Raw genomic sequence first — 20,205 nt, 5'->3', positions numbered from 1 at the left:
ATTAATGAAAGGGGTAGCCTGATGTCCGTTTTTTTACAGCTGAATGGAATATCAAAAATATTTGGCGGGGTTCATGCCCTGTCGAACGTCAATCTCACGCTAGAAAAAGGCGAGGTACACTGCCTGTGCGGGCAGAATGGCTGCGGTAAATCCACGCTCATTAAAATCATGTCCGGGGTGCATCAACCTGAACCCGGCGGGCACATTACCATTGCCGGGGATCGCATCAGTCACCTGACGCCGGTAGAAAGCACCCGCCTTGGCGTTCAGGTGATTTATCAGGATCTGTCACTGTTTCCCAACCTGACCGTGGCCGAGAACATTGCCATTGGTCTGCACGCGGGGGGCCTGCGCCAGGTGAACTGGAAACAGGTTCATCAGCTCGCCCGCGATGCCATGCAGCGCATCGGCGTTTCGCTGCCACTCGGCGACAAAGTGGCCGATATTTCTATCGCGCAACGCCAGCTGGTCGCTATCTGCCGGGCAATGGCTGCCGATGCGCGGCTGGTGATTATGGATGAACCCACCTCCTCGCTGACGCGTCACGAAGTGGATGCCCTGCTGAAGCTGACACTGCAACTGAAAGAACGCGGTATCACCATCGTTTTCGTCAGTCACCGTCTGGATGAAGTGCTGGAAATTGCCGACCGGGTTACCGTGATGCGCGATGGCAAAATGCTCGGCACTTATGATGCCAGAGAGATGTCCGACCGCAAGCTGGCCACCCTGATGACCGGTAAAGAGTTCAGCTACCAGTGTGCTGCCAAAGATCGCCCGGAAACCGACACCGTGCTGGAGGTTCGCGGGCTGTCTCGCAAAGATGAATATCACGACATTACCCTTGATGTCCGCCGGGGCGAAATCCTTGGTCTGACCGGGTTACTCGGCTCCGGGCGCACTGAGCTGGCGCTGTCGCTGTTTGGCCTCACCCGCCCTGAACAGGGTGAGATTATCGTGAATGGTGAAGTCGCAGTAATGCGATCCAACAGGGATGCCATTCAACGCGGCATCGCTTATCTGTCAGAAGATCGCCTGGCACTCGGGCTGGTGCTGGAACAGTCCATCAGCACCAATATCACCCTGTCGGTGATTGAAAAACTGGTCAACAAAATCGGTTTTATTCGTGATGATCTCTATGCAGACACCGTGCGTCACGGCATCGACGCCCTGACCATCAAAGCAGGCAATCCTGAGAACAAAGTGAAAACGCTGTCCGGCGGCAACCAGCAGCGCGTGGTGCTCGCCAAATGGCTGGCGACGAACCCCAGCCTGCTAATACTCGACAGCCCGACCGTCGGCGTGGACATCCACGCCAAAGACGGAATTTACGCCGTAATCAGAAACCTTGCCGCACAGGGCATTGCCATCATCATGATTTCGGATGAAATCCCGGAAATTTACTATCACAGCGATCGCGTGCTGGTAATGCGTGCCGGGCGGCTTAACGGCGAATATATTCCAGGTCGCTGCTCGGAAGAAGAATTGAAGGAGGCGGTCAATGCGTGATTTTTTCCAGCGTTTCATCCACACCCACGAGTGCCGGTTGCTGATTGTTATCACGCTGATGGTGATCTTCCTCACCCTGTTCACCCCGGAGTTTGCCTCGCTGCAAAACCTGGTGGATGTCCTTGGGGCAACATCATTTATCGGTATCCTCGCCGTCGGCCTGCTGGTGGTGATCATCACGGGAGGCATTGATATCTCCTTTGCGGCCACGGCCTCGATTACTCAGTTTGCCGCACTGACGGTGGCCAACTACTACGGCATCGGCTGGGTGGGGGTTTTCGCCATCGCTGTCGGGCTCGGGGTCGCACTTGGGCTGATTAACGGCCTGCTGGTGAATTCGCTCAGAACCTCGGCGCTGATTATCACCATCGCCACGCTGAACGTGTTCTTTGGCATTTTACTGACCGTCACCGGCGGTGCTGACATCTTTGCCCTGCCGGACTGGTTTACGGCGGGCTTTGAATTTGTTTTTCATACCGATGCTGACGGCATTCCTTACGCCGTGAACTTCCAGATTATCGCCATGTTCCTGGCCTTCCTGCTGACGTGGCTGCTGCTTAACCGCAGCAATGTAGGCCGTCAAATCTATGCCATGGGCGGCAATCCTGATGCGGCGCAGCGCGTGGGGTTTAACGTTTACCGATTGAATATGCTGGTATACGGCTATATGGGGGCGCTGGCAGGCATTGCGTCACTGGTGCAGGCGCAGCTGGTGCAATCCGTATCGCCTACCGCGCTGGTCGGGCGCGAACTGGATGTGGTGGCGGCCGTGGTCATTGGCGGTGCCAGTCTGACCGGCGGTTCCGGTACGGTGCTGGGTACCGTACTCGGGCTGGCGCTGATCGCGATTCTGCAAAATGGGCTGATCCTGCTCGGCGTCTCGTCGTACTGGTCGCTGTTCAGTACCGGTCTGGTGATCATCACCGCGATGATCATGATGGCGAGAGAAACGCGCAAACGTCACAAGCAGGCAGAACCCGGAGTGGCATCATGAAAAATCATAACAACAGCCTGTTAGATAACCTGCTTCACCGCGTGGGGGCCACCAATGCCCGCCTGCTGGTGATGCTGGCCCTGATGGTCATCGGCCTTGGCCTGCTGGAAGGCAACAAACTGTTTGGCATCGCCGGGCTGCAGTCAATGGGCTTTCAGCTCCCCGAGCTGGGATTCCTGGCGCTGGCCATGATGATCCCGATGCTGTCTGGCGGTATCGACCTGTCGATTATCGCCACGGCTAATCTGTGCGCGCTGACGGTGGCCTATATGCTGGCCGCTCTGATCCCTGAAACTCAGGGTGTGGCCTGGGGCATGGTCCAGTTTGCGGCGATCGGTGCCGGGCTGGTGGTCGCCGCGCTGGTAGGTTTGCTCAACGGCATACTGGTGGCGTACGTGCGAGTGCCACCGATGCTGGCCACCCTCGGCACCATGACCGCGGCAAAAGGGCTGGCGATTGGTATCAGCCATGGCAATGTGATTTCCGGTTTCCCTGAGCCGATTGTCTTTATCGGTAATGGCACGCTGCTCGGCATTCCCGTGGCGCTGCTTATCTTTGCCGCCGTCATCGTCCCGTTAAGCATATTCGTCAATAAAACCCCGCTGGGTAATGCTATTGCGATGATAGGTTCCAACGAGCGGGCAGCACAGTATTCCGGCATCAATACACGACGCAGTCTGGTCTGGGTCTATCTGATCGCTTCCCTGTTAGCCGGTATCGCAGGGATCATCATGATGGCACGCTTCGATTCGGCTAATGCGGCCTATGGTGAAAGCTACCTGCTGGTGGCGATCCTCGCAGTGGTGCTGGGTGGTGTAGATCCCTTAGGGGGATTTGGCAGAGTGAGCGGCGTGATCCTGTCGCTGCTGATCCTGCAACTGATGTCGACAGCATCCATACTGCTCGATCTCAGCCAGTTTATTACGCTGGCGCTGTGGGGGGCGATCCTGCTGCTGGCCTCCGGCGGTCTGGTGCTGAAAGAGTGGATGTCTGAACGCGCGAAAGCGAAGACGGCGACACGGGCTTATAAGGTCTGACGCCCCCTCATAGACGTACAGATGACCCACATTGATCGTCACCCGATCAATGTGGGAAATCATTACATTAGCCCCACTCTATGGGTCATGATATGTTTACGCGTTAACACACTGAGTAAGGAAATAAGGTGTCTCATGGTCAACTCTGCCGATGATGCAAGTTCGATTGGCCCCCGGTTACGCATGATGGTGTCGCTGCTGACCCCGCTGGAAACGAAACTGGTCAACGCGGTGCTCTCAAACGACTTTCATGAACGGGTTGCCCTGAAAGACGTGGCCAGCCAGTGCGACATGTCTGAAGCCATGGTGGTCAAAACAGCAAAAAAACTGGGCTTCAGTGGCTTCAGAGAGTTGCGCAGTAAAGCGGCGGAATATAATCGCCTGCCGATCACCGAAATGCATCAGGAAGTCTCCCCGACGGATACGGCAGCGGAAATTGTCACCAAGGTGTTTCGCACTTCGGCGCAGGCGCTGGAAGAAACCCTGGCGATCCTCGATATGAAAGCCTTTGAACGTGCTGCCGAACTGCTGGCGAAAGCGCAACAGCGTGATTTTTATGGCTTCGGAGGGTCAGCACAAATCGCCCGCGATGCGGTGCATAAATTTCTGCGTATTGGTGCGCGCGCCACCGCCTGGGATGATCCCCATATGATGCTGATGTCAGCCTCATTACTGGGTAAAAATGATGTGGTGCTGGCGATTTCGCATTCCGGCCAGACCAAAGATATTCTCGAAGCCGTTAAAGCCGCACAGGCCAACCAGGTGCCGGTGATCGCTATTACTAATTATTCCGGCTCGCCGCTGGCCAATCTGGCCGATACGGTATTGTGCTCCACGGCACGGGGGTCTCCACTCACCGGTGAAAACGCCGCCGCACGCGTCGCCCAGCTCAACATTCTGGATGCCCTGTTCGTGGTGGTGGCGCAAAGTGATTATGCTCATGCCGAGCAACAGCTCAACCGCACGATGATGTCTGTCGCCCACAAAAGAAAATAATCCGGCCGCTAGCCGGACTTATTCTGTGTGGGGCAGATCCTCATCCGGCGTCACAATGCGCACCAGATGAATAATCAGATACAGCAGCTCATCGTTGGTTAATGATACCTGCAACAGGTTAAACACATATTCGCCAATCAGCTGACTGGCGCGATAGTGATCGGGATATTCAGCCTTAACCTGGGTGAAAATAAAATCGTCTTTATTGGCGATCTGCCGCCCCTCCACCATCCGTTGAATAAAAAATTGCAGGTGGGTCAGGAAGCGCTGGTAGTTCAGGGAGTCCCGGTTGATCTCCACGCGAAAGTGGTACTTGATGATATTGAAAATATCTTTCAGCATCTTCACCGACAGCAGCGTGGTTTCCATGTTTTGCACATCGGTTTGCCCGTTAACCAGATGGAAGGCAATATTCCCGGCCTCCTCTTCCGGCAGGTCAATATTCAACTGCTGGTTAAGCTGCCGCACCGCCTGTTGCGCCACGGCAAACTCACGCGGATAAAAACGTTTTACCTCAAACAGCAGCCGGTTCTGGATGGCAATCCCTTTTGTAAAACGCTCAACAGCAAAGCTGATATGGTCCACCAGCGTAAAAAACAGCTGCTCACTCAGCCGGCTGTTTAACTGGGCGCTGGCACGGTCGAGCAGCTCCTGCACCAGCGGCAGCAGAGACTCCGGCGCATTTTCAATCACCCGCAGATAGTCGCGGCGGGTCTGGCTTCCCTGCACGATAAAGATCTTCTCAATCTGTGACGCATCCAGCGTATCGCCCACCTTGCTGTTAAAGCCGATGCCCTTCCCCATCACGATGACTTCGTCATGGTCAGCGGTGCTGGAGAGCACCAGACTGTTATTCAGCACCTTTGCTACGGTCATTTTATCCATCGTGCTGCCATCCGGCCCCTGTGCTGCTGATTGTGCGCTCTGTTTTACCGGGTCGCGCCGTTGCTGGCAATCACCCGCTGATACCAGCCGAAGCTGGCCTTGCGGATACGCCGTAGACCTTTCACGTCATGCTCGCCGCGATCCACATATATAAAGCCGTAGCGTTTACCATAGCCCTGATGCGTACTGACCACATCAATGGCTGACCACGGGCAATACCCCATCAGCGGCACGCCATCCGCTATCGCCAGCTGCATTTGCGCGATGTGCTGACGCAAAAAATCGATACGATAATCATCGGCAATGATATCGCCTTCCTCCAGCACATCCGGCGCGCCCATCCCGTTTTCTGTGATCAGAATCGGCAAATGATAGCGTTCCCAGGTTTTACGCAACGTCAGACGCAGCCCGACCGGATCAACCACCCAGCCATACGGCGTTTTTTCCACCCAGGGATTTTCGGCTGCCCGATACACACCCGGTTCGCCCAGCATGATTTGCTGGTCACCGGCACGTGCGCTGATATCCGACGCATCGCCCTGGCTGGCGGCGATGGTGGCGGTCGAGTAGTAGTTAATCGCAATAAAATCCGGTTTACCCTGGCGTAAAATCTCAGCATCCCCGGCGGCCATCTGTGGGGCAAGACCGCGATCCTGCAGATAATGCCAGGCCAGCGCGTTATAGCGCCCGTGCACCGCCACATCAAGAAAACTCCAGCAGCGCAGGGTTTCCCAGTTATGCGCGGCGATAGCATCTTCCGGGCGGCATGTGGCCTGATACATTGACGTGGTATTGATCGCCGGGCCAATTTTGCTGTCGGGCAACATCTGATGACACAGCGCCATCACCTGTGCCTGGGCCAGCATCATATGATGATTTTGCTGCCAGAGGGACGCTGGCGACGGCAGTTCACCACCGGGCGGCAGACCAATGGCGCCCGGATGCAGGATCATGGTGTTCTGTTCGTTGATAGTCAGCCAGTGTTTCACTTTGCCGCCAAAATGACTGAACAGCGTACGCGCATACTCAACAAATGCCGCTATCGTTGCGCGGTTCTCCCATCCCCCCTGTTCCTCCAGGCACCAGGGCAGGTCAAAGTGATAAAGCGTGGCAATCGGCTCAATACCGTGACGGTTTAGTTCATCAATCAGTCGCTCATAGAACGCCAGCCCCGGCGCATTCACCTCACCGACGCCGCCGGGAATGATGCGCGTCCAGGCGATGGAGAAGCGATAGGCTTTCAGTCCGAGTTCGGCGAAAAGCTGTACATCTTCGATGCAGCGATGATAGTGGTCGCTGGCAACGGTAAAATCTGCCGTCTCCTGCGGGTGCTGGCACATATCGATAATCGACGGGCTTTTGCCGTCTTCATTCCATGCCCCTTCCACCTGATAGGCAGAGGTGGATGCCCCCCACAAGAAGCCATCCGGGAAAGGCTGGGATTGTTGATAAATCATGATACGCTCGCTTGTTGTTTTGGGGTCAGGGCCAGCAAAGCTGAGCCGCCATTGACATGGTCTGTAGCCAGATTCTGCACGATCTGATAGTCATCACTGTTGACCACCAGCACCGGCGTAATCAGTTCATATCCCGCGGCGGTAATGGCTGCGCAATCAAAGGTCACCAGCACACCCCCCGTCTGGACACGGTCGCCCACCTGTAATGAAGAGGTGAAATACGTGCCGTTCAGATTGACGGTATCGATTCCGACGTGGATCAACACCTCTGAACCACTGTCCGACAAAATTCCCACGGCATGCTTCGACGGCAGAAAGGTCACGACCACCCCATTAACCGGCGAGAGCAGTTCACCGCGATCCGGCACAATGGCCACGCCCTGGCCTAACAGCCCCTGAGAAAAAACGTCGTCCGGTACTGCCGACAGCGGCAGCACACGCCCGCTCAGAGGGCTGTGCAGGGTTTCACTCACCTGAGTCGATGGCGAGGCACCTGCTGCCTGCACCGGCACAGGTTCGGCAGTCGCTTCATCCGCGGCTTTAGGATCATCAAAACCCAGTATCCAGGTCAGCGCAAAGGCGACGACCACCGCGATCAGGCAGGTCACCAGCGCATGCACAATATTCATCGGGTTTTCACCAATAAACGCTGGCAACGCCGCCAGGCCCGGTGAGACGAAGGCGTAGCGCACCAGCCCACTTAACCCGGCATAGATTCCGGCACAGCCGCCGCCGATCATCGCGGCAATCAGCGGGCGTTTTAACTTCAGCGTCACCCCGTATAACGACGGTTCAGTAATCCCCAGCAGCGCGGTAAAACCGGAGGACGATGCCAGCTGCTTCAGATCTTTATTTTTGGTTTTCAGTGCAACACAGAGCGTCGCCGCCCCCTGGGCAATATTGGAGGCCAGCATACCGGGGCCGTTAATCGTCTCAAATCCCTGGCGGGTCAGCTGCATGGTGGCAATCGGTGTCATCGCCCAGGCAGTGCCGGTGATCACCAGGAAGGGTTGCAGCCCGCCCATCAGCATTGGAATCAGCCAGCTGGCCTTGCCGTTAATCGCCGACGCGCCGCTCGCCACCAGGTCATTGAGTAAAATCCCAAACGGCCCTATCGCCACCAGCGCCAGCGGTGCCGTCACCAGCAGCACAATCATCGGTTTGATAAAGAAAGTGATCATCGACGGCGACACGCGTTCAGCGAAACGTTCCACCCATGACATGATCCACACGGTAAAGATGATGGGCAGCACGGAGCCGGCATAATCGGCCAGACGAACGTCGATCCCGATAAAGGTGATCTCCCCGCCTTTCGCCAGCATTTGCGCCAGGTTGGGGTGCAGCATCGCCCCGGCAATCGTCATGGCAAGGATGGGGTTGCAGGAAAACTTAATCGCCGCACCGTAGGCCAGCAGCACCGGCAGGAAGAAGAAGGCGGCATCAGCAATGGTATCCAGTAGCTGATAGGTGGTGCTGCTGACGCTGATCAGCCCGCACAGTTTCAGAATCGCCAGCAGGGCTTTGATCATCCCGGCGCCGGTGATTGCCGGGATAACCGGGGTGAACGTGGTGGAAATCACGCTGATAATCTGGCTGAAAATTCCGCCTTTTGCCGCCGCAGGTTTGCCGCCTGGCGCGGCACTGCCAATAGCATCCAGCATCGTACGGTAGGTCTGCTGCACCTGGTTTCCCACAACAATCTGGAACTGGCCGCCGCTTTCCACCACGCCGATCACGCCCGGAAGCTTCTCAATTTCCGTCTCCTGTACCTGGCTGCGGTCGCTGAACTCAAGGCGCAGACGTGTCGCACAGTGAGTGAGCCTGCTGATGTTATTTTTGCCGCCGCTGAGTGCTAAAATCTCATGGCCGAGTTTTTTATAATCCACGGTATTCCCTCAAAAAAAACCAAAAAAAAAGACCAAAATAAAAATGCGCCTCAAAAAAGAGGTCATGCATTTTTATTTTGGTCTTGCCTGCTTTACCAGTGACATGCCGCAATAAAAAATGGGGGCAACCTGTAAAGCCGTTGCGCCGCGATTATCATCATTTCCGGCGTTAACTGGCAATGACTCCCATAACAGAATGGGATCTGGCTCTCATGTTTTAGCGAATAAACGTCGAGGTGCGCCTCTGTTCCGGCAACCTGCTGACCTCAGGGGACCCCACAAAAATGAATGGCTGGCAGTCTGGCTTCAGGTTCGGGGCCAGTTTGAGCACGCCGGAACGGCAACGGCCGCATCCCTGCGGGCCTCGGCACGCGACGTCCTGTCGTGTGACGTCCGGCTTACCTCAATCTGGCCCCTTCCCCGCAGAACCGTTGCTCGCGGTGGGTTTTAAAACTGCCACGACATGGCGCTCTCTGTGCATTGGTTTGGATGTTGACCTGGGTTTTGACGTTGAGGCGGCAATTAAGCAGCGCTGAGGAAGCGCAGTGAACCAGGACGAACCACCAGGACGGCGGTGAGAGGGAGAGCCGGCACAGGGATGTGCCGTCACGACCAGTCCGTCGGTGAACGGAGCTGACGATGGCACCCGCTGAAAGCGGGCGATGCGCCTGCCGCAAGCCCGGATTCCAAAGGGCGGGGCGACTGCCGCCCTTTGGTCGCTTCGCCCGCACAGCGGGAAAGCGAAACGCCCTTGACGTTGACCTTAACGTTGACCTTGACGTTGACCGTCATGCAGACCATCCCCCCGGGTCAGGGGAAGTCCCTCCCGTGCTACTCCAGCGGCACGAACTTCAGCTCACTCAGCGGCTGCACTTTCTCTTCACGCACCATTTTGTATTCGGTGTCCGGCCCGAGCCAGCGGTTCCAGATGCGGTCAATTTCACCACCCTGCTCCATCGCCATCAATCCGGCATTCACTTTGGTCAGCAGCGCCTCATCGCCTTTTTTCATCCCAACGGCGACCGGTTCCAGCGCCATCGGCTCTTTGATCATCGCCAGCTTGATATTGTCAGCCGCAGCGCGGTTAACCAGCTGGGTGGCGGTCATACCGTTGGTGACAAAACCCACGGATTTATTCTGTTGCAGTGCTAAGTAGGCCGATGCGGTATCCTGGAACGTCACCGGCTTAGCCTGCGCCATGCGAATGGATTGTTCTGAGGTGGAACCTTTCGTTGAACTCAGGCGCTTGCCTTTGAAGTCTGCCGGGGTTTTATCGGCATTGGGGCTTTTCACCACCAGCACCTCTTTCGCAATGTAGTACGGATCGCTGAACTGGATCTGCGCAGCACGGCTTTTGGTGTAAGCGAGGTTGGCGATCAGTACATCCACGCGCCCGGTCGTCAGCACCGCGATACGGGCTTCGACGGAAACCGGCATCAGGTTCACCTTGACTCCCAGTTGACCCGCCAGCGCCTGGCACAGGTCAACATCCATCCCCACCAGCTGACGGGTTTTCGGATCCGGTGAGGAGAACGGCGGGACATCAGCGTAAACGCCACAGTTAAGCTGACCACGGCTGGCAATATCAGACAGCGTATCAGCCTGCGCAGACAGGGTGGCACTCAGCAGTAAGGGCAGGCAGATCGCCCACGACAGCGGAAGTTTCTTATTCATCATCGACAGACTCCGTTAATGTGCAGGTGAGATCAGTGCTGACGCAGATCGGTCAGGAAACGCTGGGCGCGCTCATGTGCGGGCCGGGTAAAAAAGTCTTCAGGTCGGGCTTTTTCGAGGATCTTTCCTTCATCCATAAACCAGACCGTGTCCGCCACTTCGCGGGCAAAATTCATTTCGTGTGTCACGCACATCATGGTCATGCCATCCCGTGCCAGACCGCGCATCACGTTCAGCACTTCCCCGACCATTTCCGGGTCAAGCGCCGATGTCGGTTCATCAAACAGCATCACCGGGGGCTTCATTGCCAGCGCCCGGGCAATCGCCACGCGCTGTTGTTGCCCACCGGAGAGCTGAGCGGGCCAGGCATTGGCTTTGTGTGCAAGACCCACGCGGTCGAGTAAAGCCAGCGCCTGTTGCTTCGCTTCACTGCGCTTCATCCCCAGCACTTTCACGGGTGAAAGCATCACGTTGTCGACCACCGACAGATGCGGGAACAGGTTAAAACTCTGGAACACAAAGCCAATGCGCGCCCGCAGCTTGTTCTGCTGCATGCCGCTGCCGTGAATATCATGACCATCGAACACGATCTGCCCCTCCTGGATCGGCTCCAGGCGGTTGACGGTGCGGATCAGGGTAGATTTGCCAGAACCGGACGGGCCACACACCACCACCACCTCACCGCTGTTCACTTCCGCGTTGAGATCGGCCAGAGCGTGATACGCGCCATACCACTTATTAACCTGATTAAACCGGATAATCGGATGCATGCCTTACTCCTCAATAACGGGTTTGGTCACCAGCAACGTGCCGGACTGTGAAGAGGCCACCGGATGGCTGCGATTACGTTTCTGCGCAATGCGCCGCTCCAGCCAGTTCGCCAGCCACGTCAGACTGAAACAGATGATGTAATAGCTCAGTGCCACAATGGCAAACACCTGGAAAGGTTTAGTCAGCAGCTGGTTGTTGACCTGGTTGGCCGCAAAGGTCAGCTCAGGAACGTTGATCACATAGCCCAGCGTGCTGTCTTTAATAATCGAGACCAGCTGGCTGACCAGGCTTGGTAACATGTTGTAGAGCGCCTGCGGCAGGATCACCAGACGGAAGGTGCGGGTGTAGCTCATGCCCAGCGCACGTGATGCCTCGTACTGCCCCGGCGGCAGTGCCTGGATACCGGCACGGACGATCTCCGCGATATAGGCACTTTCATAGATCACCAGGGTGATCAGCATGGTGCCGAAGCCGCTCAGGGTGTGCCCCAGTAACAGCGGCAGACAAAAGTAGGTCCAGAACACCACCATCAGCAGCGGGATGCCGCGCAGCACGTACACCCAGGCAGTCGCTGGCCAGCGCAGCCAGCGGTAAGGTGAAACACGTGCCACGCTCAGCAGTACGCCGAGCGGCAGCGCAAACACAATCGCCAGTACTGACACCAGTAAGGTACAGAGCACCCCGCCCAGCGGGCCGTTCGGATACTGCCCCATCAGGAACAACATGCCGTTCTGCTGTAAAATCGTCAGCATTTCCGTCATCAGACGTTACCTCGCATAGACACGTTGGAAACGTTGCGCCAGCAGCGCACCCGCGCCCATCAACAACAGAGAGAAGAACAGGTAACAGAGCGTCGACACCAGGTATGCTTCAAAGGTACGGAAGGTGTAGTTTTCGATTTCCCGCGTCACGTAGGTCAGGTCTGCCACGCCAATCACCATCGCCAGACTGGTGTTTTTAAACAGCAGCACCGTGTGGTTAATCAGCGCAGGTAACGCATTACGAATGCCCTGCGGCAGAATGATCAGATGCATCGACTGCATATATCCCATGCCGAGGGCGCGGGCGGCTTCCGTCTGCCCCTCCGGCGTGGCACGCAGGCCGCTGCGGATGTCCTCGGAAAAATACGCCGCCTGGCACAACCCCAGCGCCACCAGTGAGAAGACAAATTCGGCGTTGAAATCATTCAGCCACATCTGCACCGATTCCGGCAGCAGCGTGGGAATGGCGAAATACCACATCATCAGCTGGATCAGCGTGGGCACATTGCGGTGATACGAGACATAAGCGGCCACCAGCCACTGCAATACGCGCAGGTTACTGAGGCGGATCACCACCAGCAGCATCGCCAGTACCATCGCCAGCAGCCAGGAACCCAGCGCCAGTTGCAGCGTCAGCAGCATGCCGTCGATGATCATCTGCCCGTACTGGCCATGCAGAATGACGCTAAAATCAAGTGAACCGTTCATTGTCGCTTGCCCTCAGTTAATCGGCTTGTCAGCGGATGGCATCACCAGGACGCATGGTCGACAACCCACCCGGCACCTGAAGCGTCGGCGTGATCTCGATATGACCGATATTCACCGCCACCGGGGCGGCCAGCGCGAAGGCGACGGTATCGGCGATATCTTTGGCCTGCGGCAGTTCGAAGCCGTCGATAAACTGGCGGCGTGCCCCCTCTTTATCACCGGACACGTTACCGAAGATATCGGTCGCCACCCGGCCAGGGCAGATTTCGGTGATACGCACACGTTTGCCATAACAGTCGACGCGCAGCTGACGCGAGAGCGCATGCACACCCGCTTTGGTGGCGTGGTAAATCGAGTTGCCACCGAAGTTGTAGATCGCTGCAATCGACGTAATGTTGATCACATGCCCGCAGTCGCGCTCCATCATGCCCGGCACCAGCAGGCGGCAGAGATGCAGCACCGCACGCAGGTTCACATCCACCTGGGTGTCTACATGCTGTTCTTCGGCACTAAGAATGGAGCCAGGATGTGAAACACCGGCGTTGTTGACCAGAATATCGATCGGCAGGTCGCGGCAGACCTCGGTCAGTGCGTTAACATCCGCAACATCCACTACGTGGGGAATACAACCGGTCCGGGCGGCCAGGCGCTCCAGCTCATCACTGCGGCGTGCCAGCGCATGCACCACAATGCCCTCTTTGCACAGGCGCTCGACGATGGCTTCCCCCATGCCGGCGGATGCGCCGGTGACCAGGGCCGTTTTGTAATCTGAAAAAGGCATAATGCACTCCTGTTATTCTTCTGGTGTTTTGACTCTATCCCCCTGGGCTTACCAGGGGGTAAGAGGTAAAGCCTTTGTGGCAATAAGCCACTCTTATAACCGGGCTTAACGGGCTTTTTGTTGTGACAGCGATCTGATTTCTCCGCCATTTGCCTGGATATCCCGGCGCAGACGCGCAATCAGTGCCAGCGCCCCCGGCGTGTCACCGTGCAACAAAATGGAGGACACATTCATCGGCAGCCGTGTGCCGTCGATGGCCGTGATGGATCCGGAGGTCAGCAGGTCGATCACCCGGCGACTCACCTCTTCCACATCATGAATAACGGCCCCCGGAGACCCCCGTGGCACCAGCAGGCCATTGGCCTGAAAAGCCCGGTCGGCAAGGAAGGTGCAGGCGACATGCAGCCCCAGCTCGCGTGCGCAGCGTTCAACGGCATTGCCCGGCGTGGTGCTGATAATCAGCGCGGGATCAAAAGCCCGTACCGCCTGTAACAGCGGCCGTGCCAGCGCCTCCTCTTCTGCCGCCATATTGCCCAGTGCGCCGTGAAAACTCATGTGCGTCAGCGGATAGTGGGCAGCACGGGCAAAGCCGGATAACGCCCCCAGTTGATAGGTGACATCGTGTGCAAGCCGGGCCGGATCGATCTGCATCCGGCGGCGACCAAACCCCTGTAAATCCGGGAAACCAACGTGGGCACCCAGGTCAACACCGTGCTGTTTCGCCAGCGCAACGCTGCGAGCCATGATCGTGGCGTCGCCCGCATGAAATCCGCAGGCCACGTTCGCCGAGCTGATCAGTGCCATCAGTCCGGCATCATCCCCGAGGGTGTAGTCGCCAAAGCCTTCGCCGAGATCGGCGTTAAGATCGATGCTGCGCATGGCTCTGTTCCTCTGTCTGTGGTTTTTCCTGCGGCAGCAATTGCATCAGCGCCTGGGCGTACTCCACTGCCTGACCTTGTGTCGCCTCAATGCTAGTCAGGATGCCGTCCTGCGGCGCACGGACCGGCAGGCAAAGCGGCCCGGCCTGAACCAGCGCCAACAGACAGCCTGCTTCCACCGGCCCGGAAACGGGGCCGACGTTTTTACCGCTCAACGGGTCCTGTAACCAGAGGCGGCCCGGCATCGGTGCCGTGACGCCAACCGGCATGACGGGCACCGCTATGGCAGCAACCGGTTCGGGGGCAGCGACGGGCCGCTGACTTCCCGGCTGACAGGTCATGCGAATGGCATAGTCCGCGCTGTTAATTTGCAGGCTGGTCAGGCCGCTACGCTGCATCTGATTGACCAGGCCCTGTAACTCTCGAAATGCTAACATTCGTTCTCCTTTTATCGGGTCAGCCCGCGCTGCGGCGGTAACGTTCAATCTGATGACACAGGTTATCCAGCCAGCGGTCCTGCTCCTGCTGTGCCTGCTGCGCCTGAAGCAGATCCACTTCCACAAAACGTACCTGGCTGCCCACCGGCACCTGTCCCAACAGCCACATGTCGGCGTCTATCACCGTCCCCAGTTTCGGATAGCCTCCGCTGGGTTGCGCATCACGCATCTGAATAATCGGCTGGCCGCTATGGGTGACCTGGATAACGCCAGGGATGATGCCGTGAGAACGCATCTCCAGCGGCACTTTTGCCACCAGCCCTTCGCCTTCCAACCGGTAGCCGTAGCGGTTGCTTTGCGGTGTGATACGCCACGACTGCTGCCAAAAGCGCTGGACAGATTCCGCCGTGAAGCGGGTGTATTCGGCCGCGGGCAGCACGCGGATGTGCGGCACCTGCAATGAGCCTGCTTGCAACGTCAGTCGTGGTGAGGGAATACCGAAGTCAGAGGCACCACGATAGTCAGGGGTGCGGGCGTTCAGCCGGTCGCCTGCGCTGAGGCCCCGTCCCTGCCAGCCGCCAAATTCACCGCGTAACTGCGTGCTGCGCGAACCGAGCACCCGGGGAACATCCACCCCACCCGGCAGGTGCAGATAGCTGCGGGCGGAAAAACGCGAGGCATTGAGCGTCAGCACTTGGCCTGCGCGGGCGTGTGCCACCCACCATGCGGGAACCGGCTTGCCGTCCAGCGAGGCCTGGCTGTCACCGCCGCTGAGCGCAAACAGGCCATCGCTATGAAAACGGACACGGAAAGGAAACAGCGGGACTTCAATCACTGCGTCGTCCGGGTGATTACCCAGCAGCGCATTACCGAGGCGCAGCGCCAGAGGGTCCATCACCCCCGCCGTACCGACGCCGTAATGCAGCGCGCCGAAGCGACCATTATCCTGCACGCTGGTGAGCGGTGTGGTGCGTTCAATTTCGATCATGCCAGCACCTTTTCCACGCGAAAACGAATGCTGTCACCGGGCTGCAAACGCACCGGCGGTTCAGCGTGGGCATCAAAGAAGATAAAATCCGTGCGGCCGATGGTGTTCCAGCCGCTCGGTCCGGCGGAGGCGGAAACGCCCGTCTGCACACCGCCAATCGACACTGAACCACCGGGAATGCTCTGCACCGGGGTACTGCGACGTGGCGTGGCGATCTGCGGGTCCATATTGCCGAGATAGCAGTAACCCGGATGGCTACCGAGGGCATAAACCGGATAGAGGGGTTCGCTGTGACGCTGAACGATTTCCTGAATCGTCATACCGGTGTGTTCCGCCACATCGCAGATATGCGGCCCCGGTTCGCCACCGTAGATGACGTTCAGTTCGATGATGCGCCCGGAGAAGGTTTTACTCTCCCCCCGCTCCCACTGGCGCAGCAGCTGTTCCGGCAGCGATTCGGCCCCGCACCACTGTGGGTCGAACACCAGCATCAGGTTGTTCATCCCCGGAACCACGCCGCGAATACTGTTCAGCCTGGCACTGTAGTCTGCCAGCGCCCAGATGCGCTGCTGGTTCACTAGTGAAAGTGCCCCCGGCGCTTCAAACAGCAGCGCGTGGGTGCCCAGCCAGCTGATTTGCGGTGCCTGTAACTGACCTGCTGGATCCATTCCTCATCCTCAACATCATATCCGTCAACGGAAAGCCCGACATAAGGCCACTGTAGCCCGGTCGTTCTGCCAGTCTGTAAGAGGGTTTCGCTTTAGGGGGATAAGACAGACTTATTACTCTTAAGATTTTGCGTGCATGAGGTGCATACCATCAGCACGGGTCGATCGAAAAAGATGATCGACCCCTACAGAGTATCGCCGCCTCCTTCAGAAGATGACCTTACCCCACCAGCGTCAGTGGGCGATTGTCCTGAGTACGTTCGGCCATCAGCGCCAGCAGGATTTTTTTCACCGCCTCGGCAGGCTGGGAAAGCGGCAGGTGATCCGAGGTACAAAATGAGAGTGGCGCCTGAATGCCCGGGTCGACAATCTTCGCCATGCGTGCATGGGCCTGTGCCACCATGTTGCGCGCAATGGACTCCGGCAGAATAGTGGCACCGAGGTTATTATCCAGCGCCAGTGCCAGCGTGGAAGCTGACTCAATTTCACATTTTACGCTGTAAGAGAGGTTTTTCTGCACGAAGGCTTCATCGACCAGTTTGCGCATAATGTTGTAAGGACGCGGCAGGAACAGCTCCAGATGTGCAATCTCTTGCAGGGTAACGGTTTTACCAAAGCTGGCGGTGGCCTGCGGCGTCACCAGATACAGGTCCTCTTTCATCAGCGGGATAAACGCCAGCCCGTGCACCTGACGGTTGCCATACAGCACCGCCATATCCATACGCCCGCTCATGATCAGTTCACTGAGGGTGGTGCCGAAGCTTTCATTAAAATAGAGCAAAATGCCCGGGTGCTGTTTACGCACTTCTTCCATCAGCGGCAGGGCCAGCAGCGAGGCCGCCGTACCGGGCGCCAGCCCGACCGACACCTGCCCACTCAGTGCCTGCCCGGCACCATCAATGGCACTCTGTGCCTGTTCGCACTGGCGCAGGATCGCCTGGGCGTGCGCATAAAGAATATTGCCCGCCTCGGTGGGCGTGACGCCGCGTTTGGTGCGGATCAGCAGTTGCTGTTTGACTTCGCCTTCCAGCGATGCGAGCTGCTGGCTGAGTGCAGGCTGCGCGATGTGCAGAATATCAGCTGCCTGAGTCAAACTGCCGACATCGACAATTTTGATAAAGTATTTGAGCCGCCTGAGATTCATCGTGACCTTCCTCTTCTGCACTGCGCTGCGGTAACAATCGGGTGAAGGGGAATATAGCAAGATCCAGACCACTCTAAGGGTGAGCGCCGACACATCAAGAAAGTTAATATGTAAAACAGTGAGATAGATCGCTATTTTAACCGTTTTTTAACATCCTTTTTCTCCGTTCTGTGATGCAGCGCTGCACCAATAAATGGCTTTTGCTTATGGCTCTGCCCCATCCATAAGCTTTCGCTCTTGAATCAGAACAAACTCCTCTTAGCCGAAGCGCGCCGGTGTTCGTAACTTAAGGCTATTACGCCACCGACCGGAGTGTTGCCATGAGTGCCATCCATATTGCTAATCGCGTTACCCGCATTAAACCCTCGCCGAGCAGTACCGCTTCCGACCGCGCCAATGCGCTAAAACGTGCCGGAAAATCGATTGTTAATCTGGTGGTGGGTGAGCCGGACTTTGACACGCCCGCGGTGATCCGCCAGGCCGCCAGCGCCGCGATTGAGCGCGGTGAAACGCGCTATACACAGAATAACGGTACCCCGGCACTGCGTGCGGCGATCGCAGAGAAGTTCCTGCGTGAGAACCGCCTGACGGTAAATGCCGATGATGTGATTGTCACCAACGGGGCCAAGAGCGCCATTTTTAACGCCTTTGCCGCTACGCTGGAAACCGGCGATGAAGTGCTGATCCCGGCACCTTTCTGGGTTTCCTATCCGGATATGGTGCTGGCCTGCGATGGCCGCCCGGTGATTGTCACCTGTAGCGAGCAGGACGGGTTCAAACTGACGCCGGAAAATCTGCGTGCGTCGATTACCAGCCGCTGCCGCTGGCTGCTGATTAACTCCCCTTCCAACCCGAGCGGTGCCAGCTATACGCGTGCCGAGCTGCGCGCGCTGGCCGATGTGCTGCTGGATTACCCGCACCTGGCGATCATGACCGACGATATCTACGAGCATATCCGCTATGACAATGCGCCGAATGTGCATCTGCTGGAGGTGGAGCCGCGCCTTGCTGACCGTACCCTAATCGTCAACGGCGTGTCGAAAACCTACGCTATGACCGGCTGGCGTATCGGTTATGCCACCGGGCCTAAAGCATTGATCGCGGCGATGGGCACGCTGCAATCGCAGTCCACCAGCAACGCCAGCTCCGTCAGCCAGGCTGCGGCACTGGCGGCGCTGAACAGCGGTACCGAATTTATCACCCACAGCCTGGAGGTTTACCGCCAGCGCCGTGACGATATGGCCGCACGTCTGAATGCTATTCCCGGGCTGAGCTGCCGTCTGCCGGAAGGCGCCTTTTATCTTTACGTCAACTGCGGGGGGCTGCTGGGGAAAACCACGGCGGAAGGGCAACGTCTGTCCACGGATAACGACGTGGTGCTGTGGTTGCTGGATACCGCTGGCGTTGCGGTGGTGGCCGGGGCTGCTTACGGCCTGTCGCCTTATTTTCGCCTGTCGATTGCTACCGATTTACCTGCCTTGCAACAGGGCGCGGATCTGATTGCCGCTGCCGTTGCCAGCCTGAACTAAACGAGGATTGTTATGACTGTTGGTAACCGTATTTTCTTACAACGTGATTTACAGGCCGCGCCCTGGGTTGAGGCGTTCCGCACCCTGCCTGCGGCTGTAGTTGCAGACTGCATGAGCCGTCTGCCTGCACTGGCCTGCGATATTCGGCTGATGAGCAATCCGTCCCATTCCACCATGTGCGGTCTGGCGGTCACGGTCAAAGCCCGTTCCGGTTGTAATCTGATGCTGCATAAAGCGATGGATATGGCAGGTGCGGGTGATGTCATCGTGGTGTCGAACGAGGGCGATCGCAGCCAGGCGCTGATGGGGGAAGTGATGACCACCTGGGCACGCCAGCGCAATATTGAAGGACTGGTACTGGACGGCGCGATCCGTGATATTGAGGGCATCAGCAAAATGGATTATCACCTGTACGCTGCCGGCGTCACGCCCGGCGGGCCGTTCAAAGATGGCCCTGGTGAGATCAATGTGCCGATTGCCTGTGGGAATATTCATGTCTCGCCGGGCGATATCATTCTCGGCGATCACGATGGCGTGATAGTCATCCCCAAAGCAGATGCCGCGCAGATTCTGGAAGCCGCGCAGGCTTATCTGATTGTTGATGAGCGCAATTTTGAACTGGCGAAGCGCGGAGAGCTGGAACGGGAGTGGATCGACCCCTGGCTGGCCGGTAAGGGCGTAGAAGTGATTGACGGGCAGTATTAAGCTTTTGCGATCTGTCGCAGGCTCTGCTGATCTGCACGATTGTCCAGGTCAACGTCAACGTCAAGGGCGTTTCGCTTTCCCGCTGCGCGGGCTGAGCGACCAAAGGGCGGCAGTCGCCCCGCCCTTTGGAATCCGGGCTTGCGGCAGGCGCATCGCCCGCTTTCAGCGGGTGCCTTCGCAAGCGTCGTTCACCGACGGAGCGGTCGTGACGGCACATCCCTGTGCCGGCTCTCCCTCTCACCGCCGTCCTGGCGGTTCGTCCTGGTTCACTGTGCTTCCTCAGCGCTGCTGAATGCCGCCTCAACGTCAAAATCCAGGTCAAAACCCGAACCCATCCCAAAGCCCAGAATTCTGATTCCAGTCAATCCGCAGAGATCGTCACGTTCTGATGCTTTTAAAA

Annotated in this window: 19 protein-coding genes; 6 read left to right on the top strand and 13 right to left on the bottom strand. The window is 57.5% G+C overall.

The annotated features are described in order from the left end of the window. Positions 1 to 21: 21 nt before the first annotated feature. From HHI26_RS12115 to HHI26_RS12100, 4 genes are all read left to right on the top strand, one after another. Positions 22 to 1,506 carry a sugar ABC transporter ATP-binding protein gene (locus HHI26_RS12115; protein ID WP_159336360.1) on the top strand — a complete coding sequence of 495 codons (1,485 nt, stop codon included), beginning with the start codon at positions 22 to 24 and terminating at the stop codon, positions 1,504 to 1,506. Continuing rightward, positions 1,499 to 2,500 carry an ABC transporter permease gene (locus HHI26_RS12110; protein ID WP_171149163.1) on the top strand — a complete coding sequence of 334 codons (1,002 nt, stop codon included), beginning with the start codon at positions 1,499 to 1,501 and terminating at the stop codon, positions 2,498 to 2,500. Before HHI26_RS12115 ends, HHI26_RS12110 begins: the two co-directional genes overlap by 8 nt. Further along, on the top strand, positions 2,497 to 3,537 hold the full coding sequence (locus tag HHI26_RS12105) for an ABC transporter permease (RefSeq protein WP_171149162.1): 1,041 nt from the start codon (positions 2,497 to 2,499) through the stop codon (positions 3,535 to 3,537). Before HHI26_RS12110 ends, HHI26_RS12105 begins: the two co-directional genes overlap by 4 nt. A 135-nt stretch (positions 3,538 to 3,672) precedes the next feature. Further along, positions 3,673 to 4,533 carry a MurR/RpiR family transcriptional regulator gene (locus HHI26_RS12100; RefSeq protein ID WP_133841593.1) on the top strand — a complete coding sequence of 287 codons (861 nt, stop codon included), beginning with the start codon at positions 3,673 to 3,675 and terminating at the stop codon, positions 4,531 to 4,533. Between the two features lie 18 nt (positions 4,534 to 4,551). On the opposite strand, the gene HHI26_RS12095 is transcribed toward HHI26_RS12100, so the two are convergent. The 13 genes from HHI26_RS12095 to nac all read right to left on the bottom strand — a co-directional run bounded on the left by HHI26_RS12095 (position 4,552) and on the right by nac (position 17,571). Further along, entirely contained in the window at positions 4,552 to 5,409 is an 858-nt protein-coding gene (locus HHI26_RS12095; protein WP_171149208.1) for a PRD domain-containing protein, read from the bottom strand. A 53-nt stretch (positions 5,410 to 5,462) separates the two neighbouring features. Beyond that, positions 5,463 to 6,875 (bottom strand): glycoside hydrolase family 1 protein, encoded by a 1,413-nt coding sequence (locus HHI26_RS12090; protein ID WP_171149161.1) that lies wholly within the window; start codon positions 6,873 to 6,875, stop codon positions 5,463 to 5,465. Next, a complete protein-coding gene (locus HHI26_RS12085; protein WP_171149160.1) occupies positions 6,872 to 8,761 on the bottom strand; it encodes a beta-glucoside-specific PTS transporter subunit IIABC in 1,890 nt (629 codons plus the stop codon). Before HHI26_RS12085 ends, HHI26_RS12090 begins: the two co-directional genes overlap by 4 nt. Before the next feature lie 831 nt (positions 8,762 to 9,592). Further along, positions 9,593 to 10,438: an ABC transporter substrate-binding protein gene (locus HHI26_RS12080; protein ID WP_133841590.1), complete on the bottom strand. Its 846-nt coding sequence runs from the start codon at positions 10,436 to 10,438 to the stop codon at positions 9,593 to 9,595. 29 nt (positions 10,439 to 10,467) lie between these two features. Continuing rightward, on the bottom strand, positions 10,468 to 11,205 hold the full coding sequence (locus tag HHI26_RS12075) for an amino acid ABC transporter ATP-binding protein (protein WP_133841589.1): 738 nt from the start codon (positions 11,203 to 11,205) through the stop codon (positions 10,468 to 10,470). 3 nt (positions 11,206 to 11,208) lie between these two features. After that, a complete protein-coding gene (locus tag HHI26_RS12070) occupies positions 11,209 to 11,967 on the bottom strand; it encodes an amino acid ABC transporter permease (RefSeq protein ID WP_133841588.1) in 759 nt (252 codons plus the stop codon). A gap of 6 nt (positions 11,968 to 11,973) precedes the next feature. After that, complete coding sequence (locus HHI26_RS12065; protein WP_133841587.1) at positions 11,974 to 12,675, bottom strand: amino acid ABC transporter permease; 702 nt, start codon at positions 12,673 to 12,675, stop codon at positions 11,974 to 11,976. 28 nt (positions 12,676 to 12,703) lie between these two features. Then, positions 12,704 to 13,456, bottom strand: coding sequence for an SDR family oxidoreductase (locus HHI26_RS12060; protein WP_133841586.1), 753 nt, complete (start codon positions 13,454 to 13,456; stop codon positions 12,704 to 12,706). A gap of 105 nt (positions 13,457 to 13,561) precedes the next feature. Beyond that, a complete protein-coding gene (locus HHI26_RS12055; protein ID WP_133841585.1) occupies positions 13,562 to 14,335 on the bottom strand; it encodes a 5-oxoprolinase subunit PxpA in 774 nt (257 codons plus the stop codon). Beyond that, positions 14,316 to 14,771, bottom strand: a complete 456-nt coding sequence (locus tag HHI26_RS12050) for a hypothetical protein (protein ID WP_171149159.1) — start codon at positions 14,769 to 14,771, stop codon at positions 14,316 to 14,318. Before HHI26_RS12050 ends, HHI26_RS12055 begins: the two co-directional genes overlap by 20 nt. 19 nt (positions 14,772 to 14,790) lie before the next feature. Next, positions 14,791 to 15,759 carry a biotin-dependent carboxyltransferase family protein gene (locus HHI26_RS12045; RefSeq protein WP_171149158.1) on the bottom strand — a complete coding sequence of 323 codons (969 nt, stop codon included), beginning with the start codon at positions 15,757 to 15,759 and terminating at the stop codon, positions 14,791 to 14,793. Next, complete coding sequence (gene pxpB / locus HHI26_RS12040) at positions 15,756 to 16,427, bottom strand: 5-oxoprolinase subunit PxpB (RefSeq protein WP_171149157.1); 672 nt, start codon at positions 16,425 to 16,427, stop codon at positions 15,756 to 15,758. Before pxpB ends, HHI26_RS12045 begins: the two co-directional genes overlap by 4 nt. A gap of 220 nt (positions 16,428 to 16,647) precedes the next feature. Beyond that, positions 16,648 to 17,571: a nitrogen assimilation transcriptional regulator NAC gene (gene nac / locus HHI26_RS12035; RefSeq protein ID WP_171149156.1), complete on the bottom strand. Its 924-nt coding sequence runs from the start codon at positions 17,569 to 17,571 to the stop codon at positions 16,648 to 16,650. Positions 17,572 to 17,891: 320 nt separating this feature from the next. Between nac and HHI26_RS12030 the strand changes: the two genes are divergently transcribed. Both HHI26_RS12030 and HHI26_RS12025 read left to right on the top strand, forming a co-directional pair. After that, on the top strand, positions 17,892 to 19,100 hold the full coding sequence (locus HHI26_RS12030; protein WP_167863662.1) for an aspartate transaminase: 1,209 nt from the start codon (positions 17,892 to 17,894) through the stop codon (positions 19,098 to 19,100). Between the two features lie 12 nt (positions 19,101 to 19,112). Then, positions 19,113 to 19,805 carry an RraA family protein gene (locus tag HHI26_RS12025; protein WP_133841579.1) on the top strand — a complete coding sequence of 231 codons (693 nt, stop codon included), beginning with the start codon at positions 19,113 to 19,115 and terminating at the stop codon, positions 19,803 to 19,805. Positions 19,806 to 20,205 lie beyond the last annotated feature (400 nt).

Origin of the sequence: Erwinia sp. JH02 (genome assembly GCF_013074405.1) — a bacterium.
GTDB classification, from domain to species: domain Bacteria; phylum Pseudomonadota; class Gammaproteobacteria; order Enterobacterales; family Enterobacteriaceae; genus Erwinia; species Erwinia rhapontici.
Note: the sequence above shows the minus strand (reverse complement) of the source record. Positions and strands in the feature narration are given on the sequence as shown.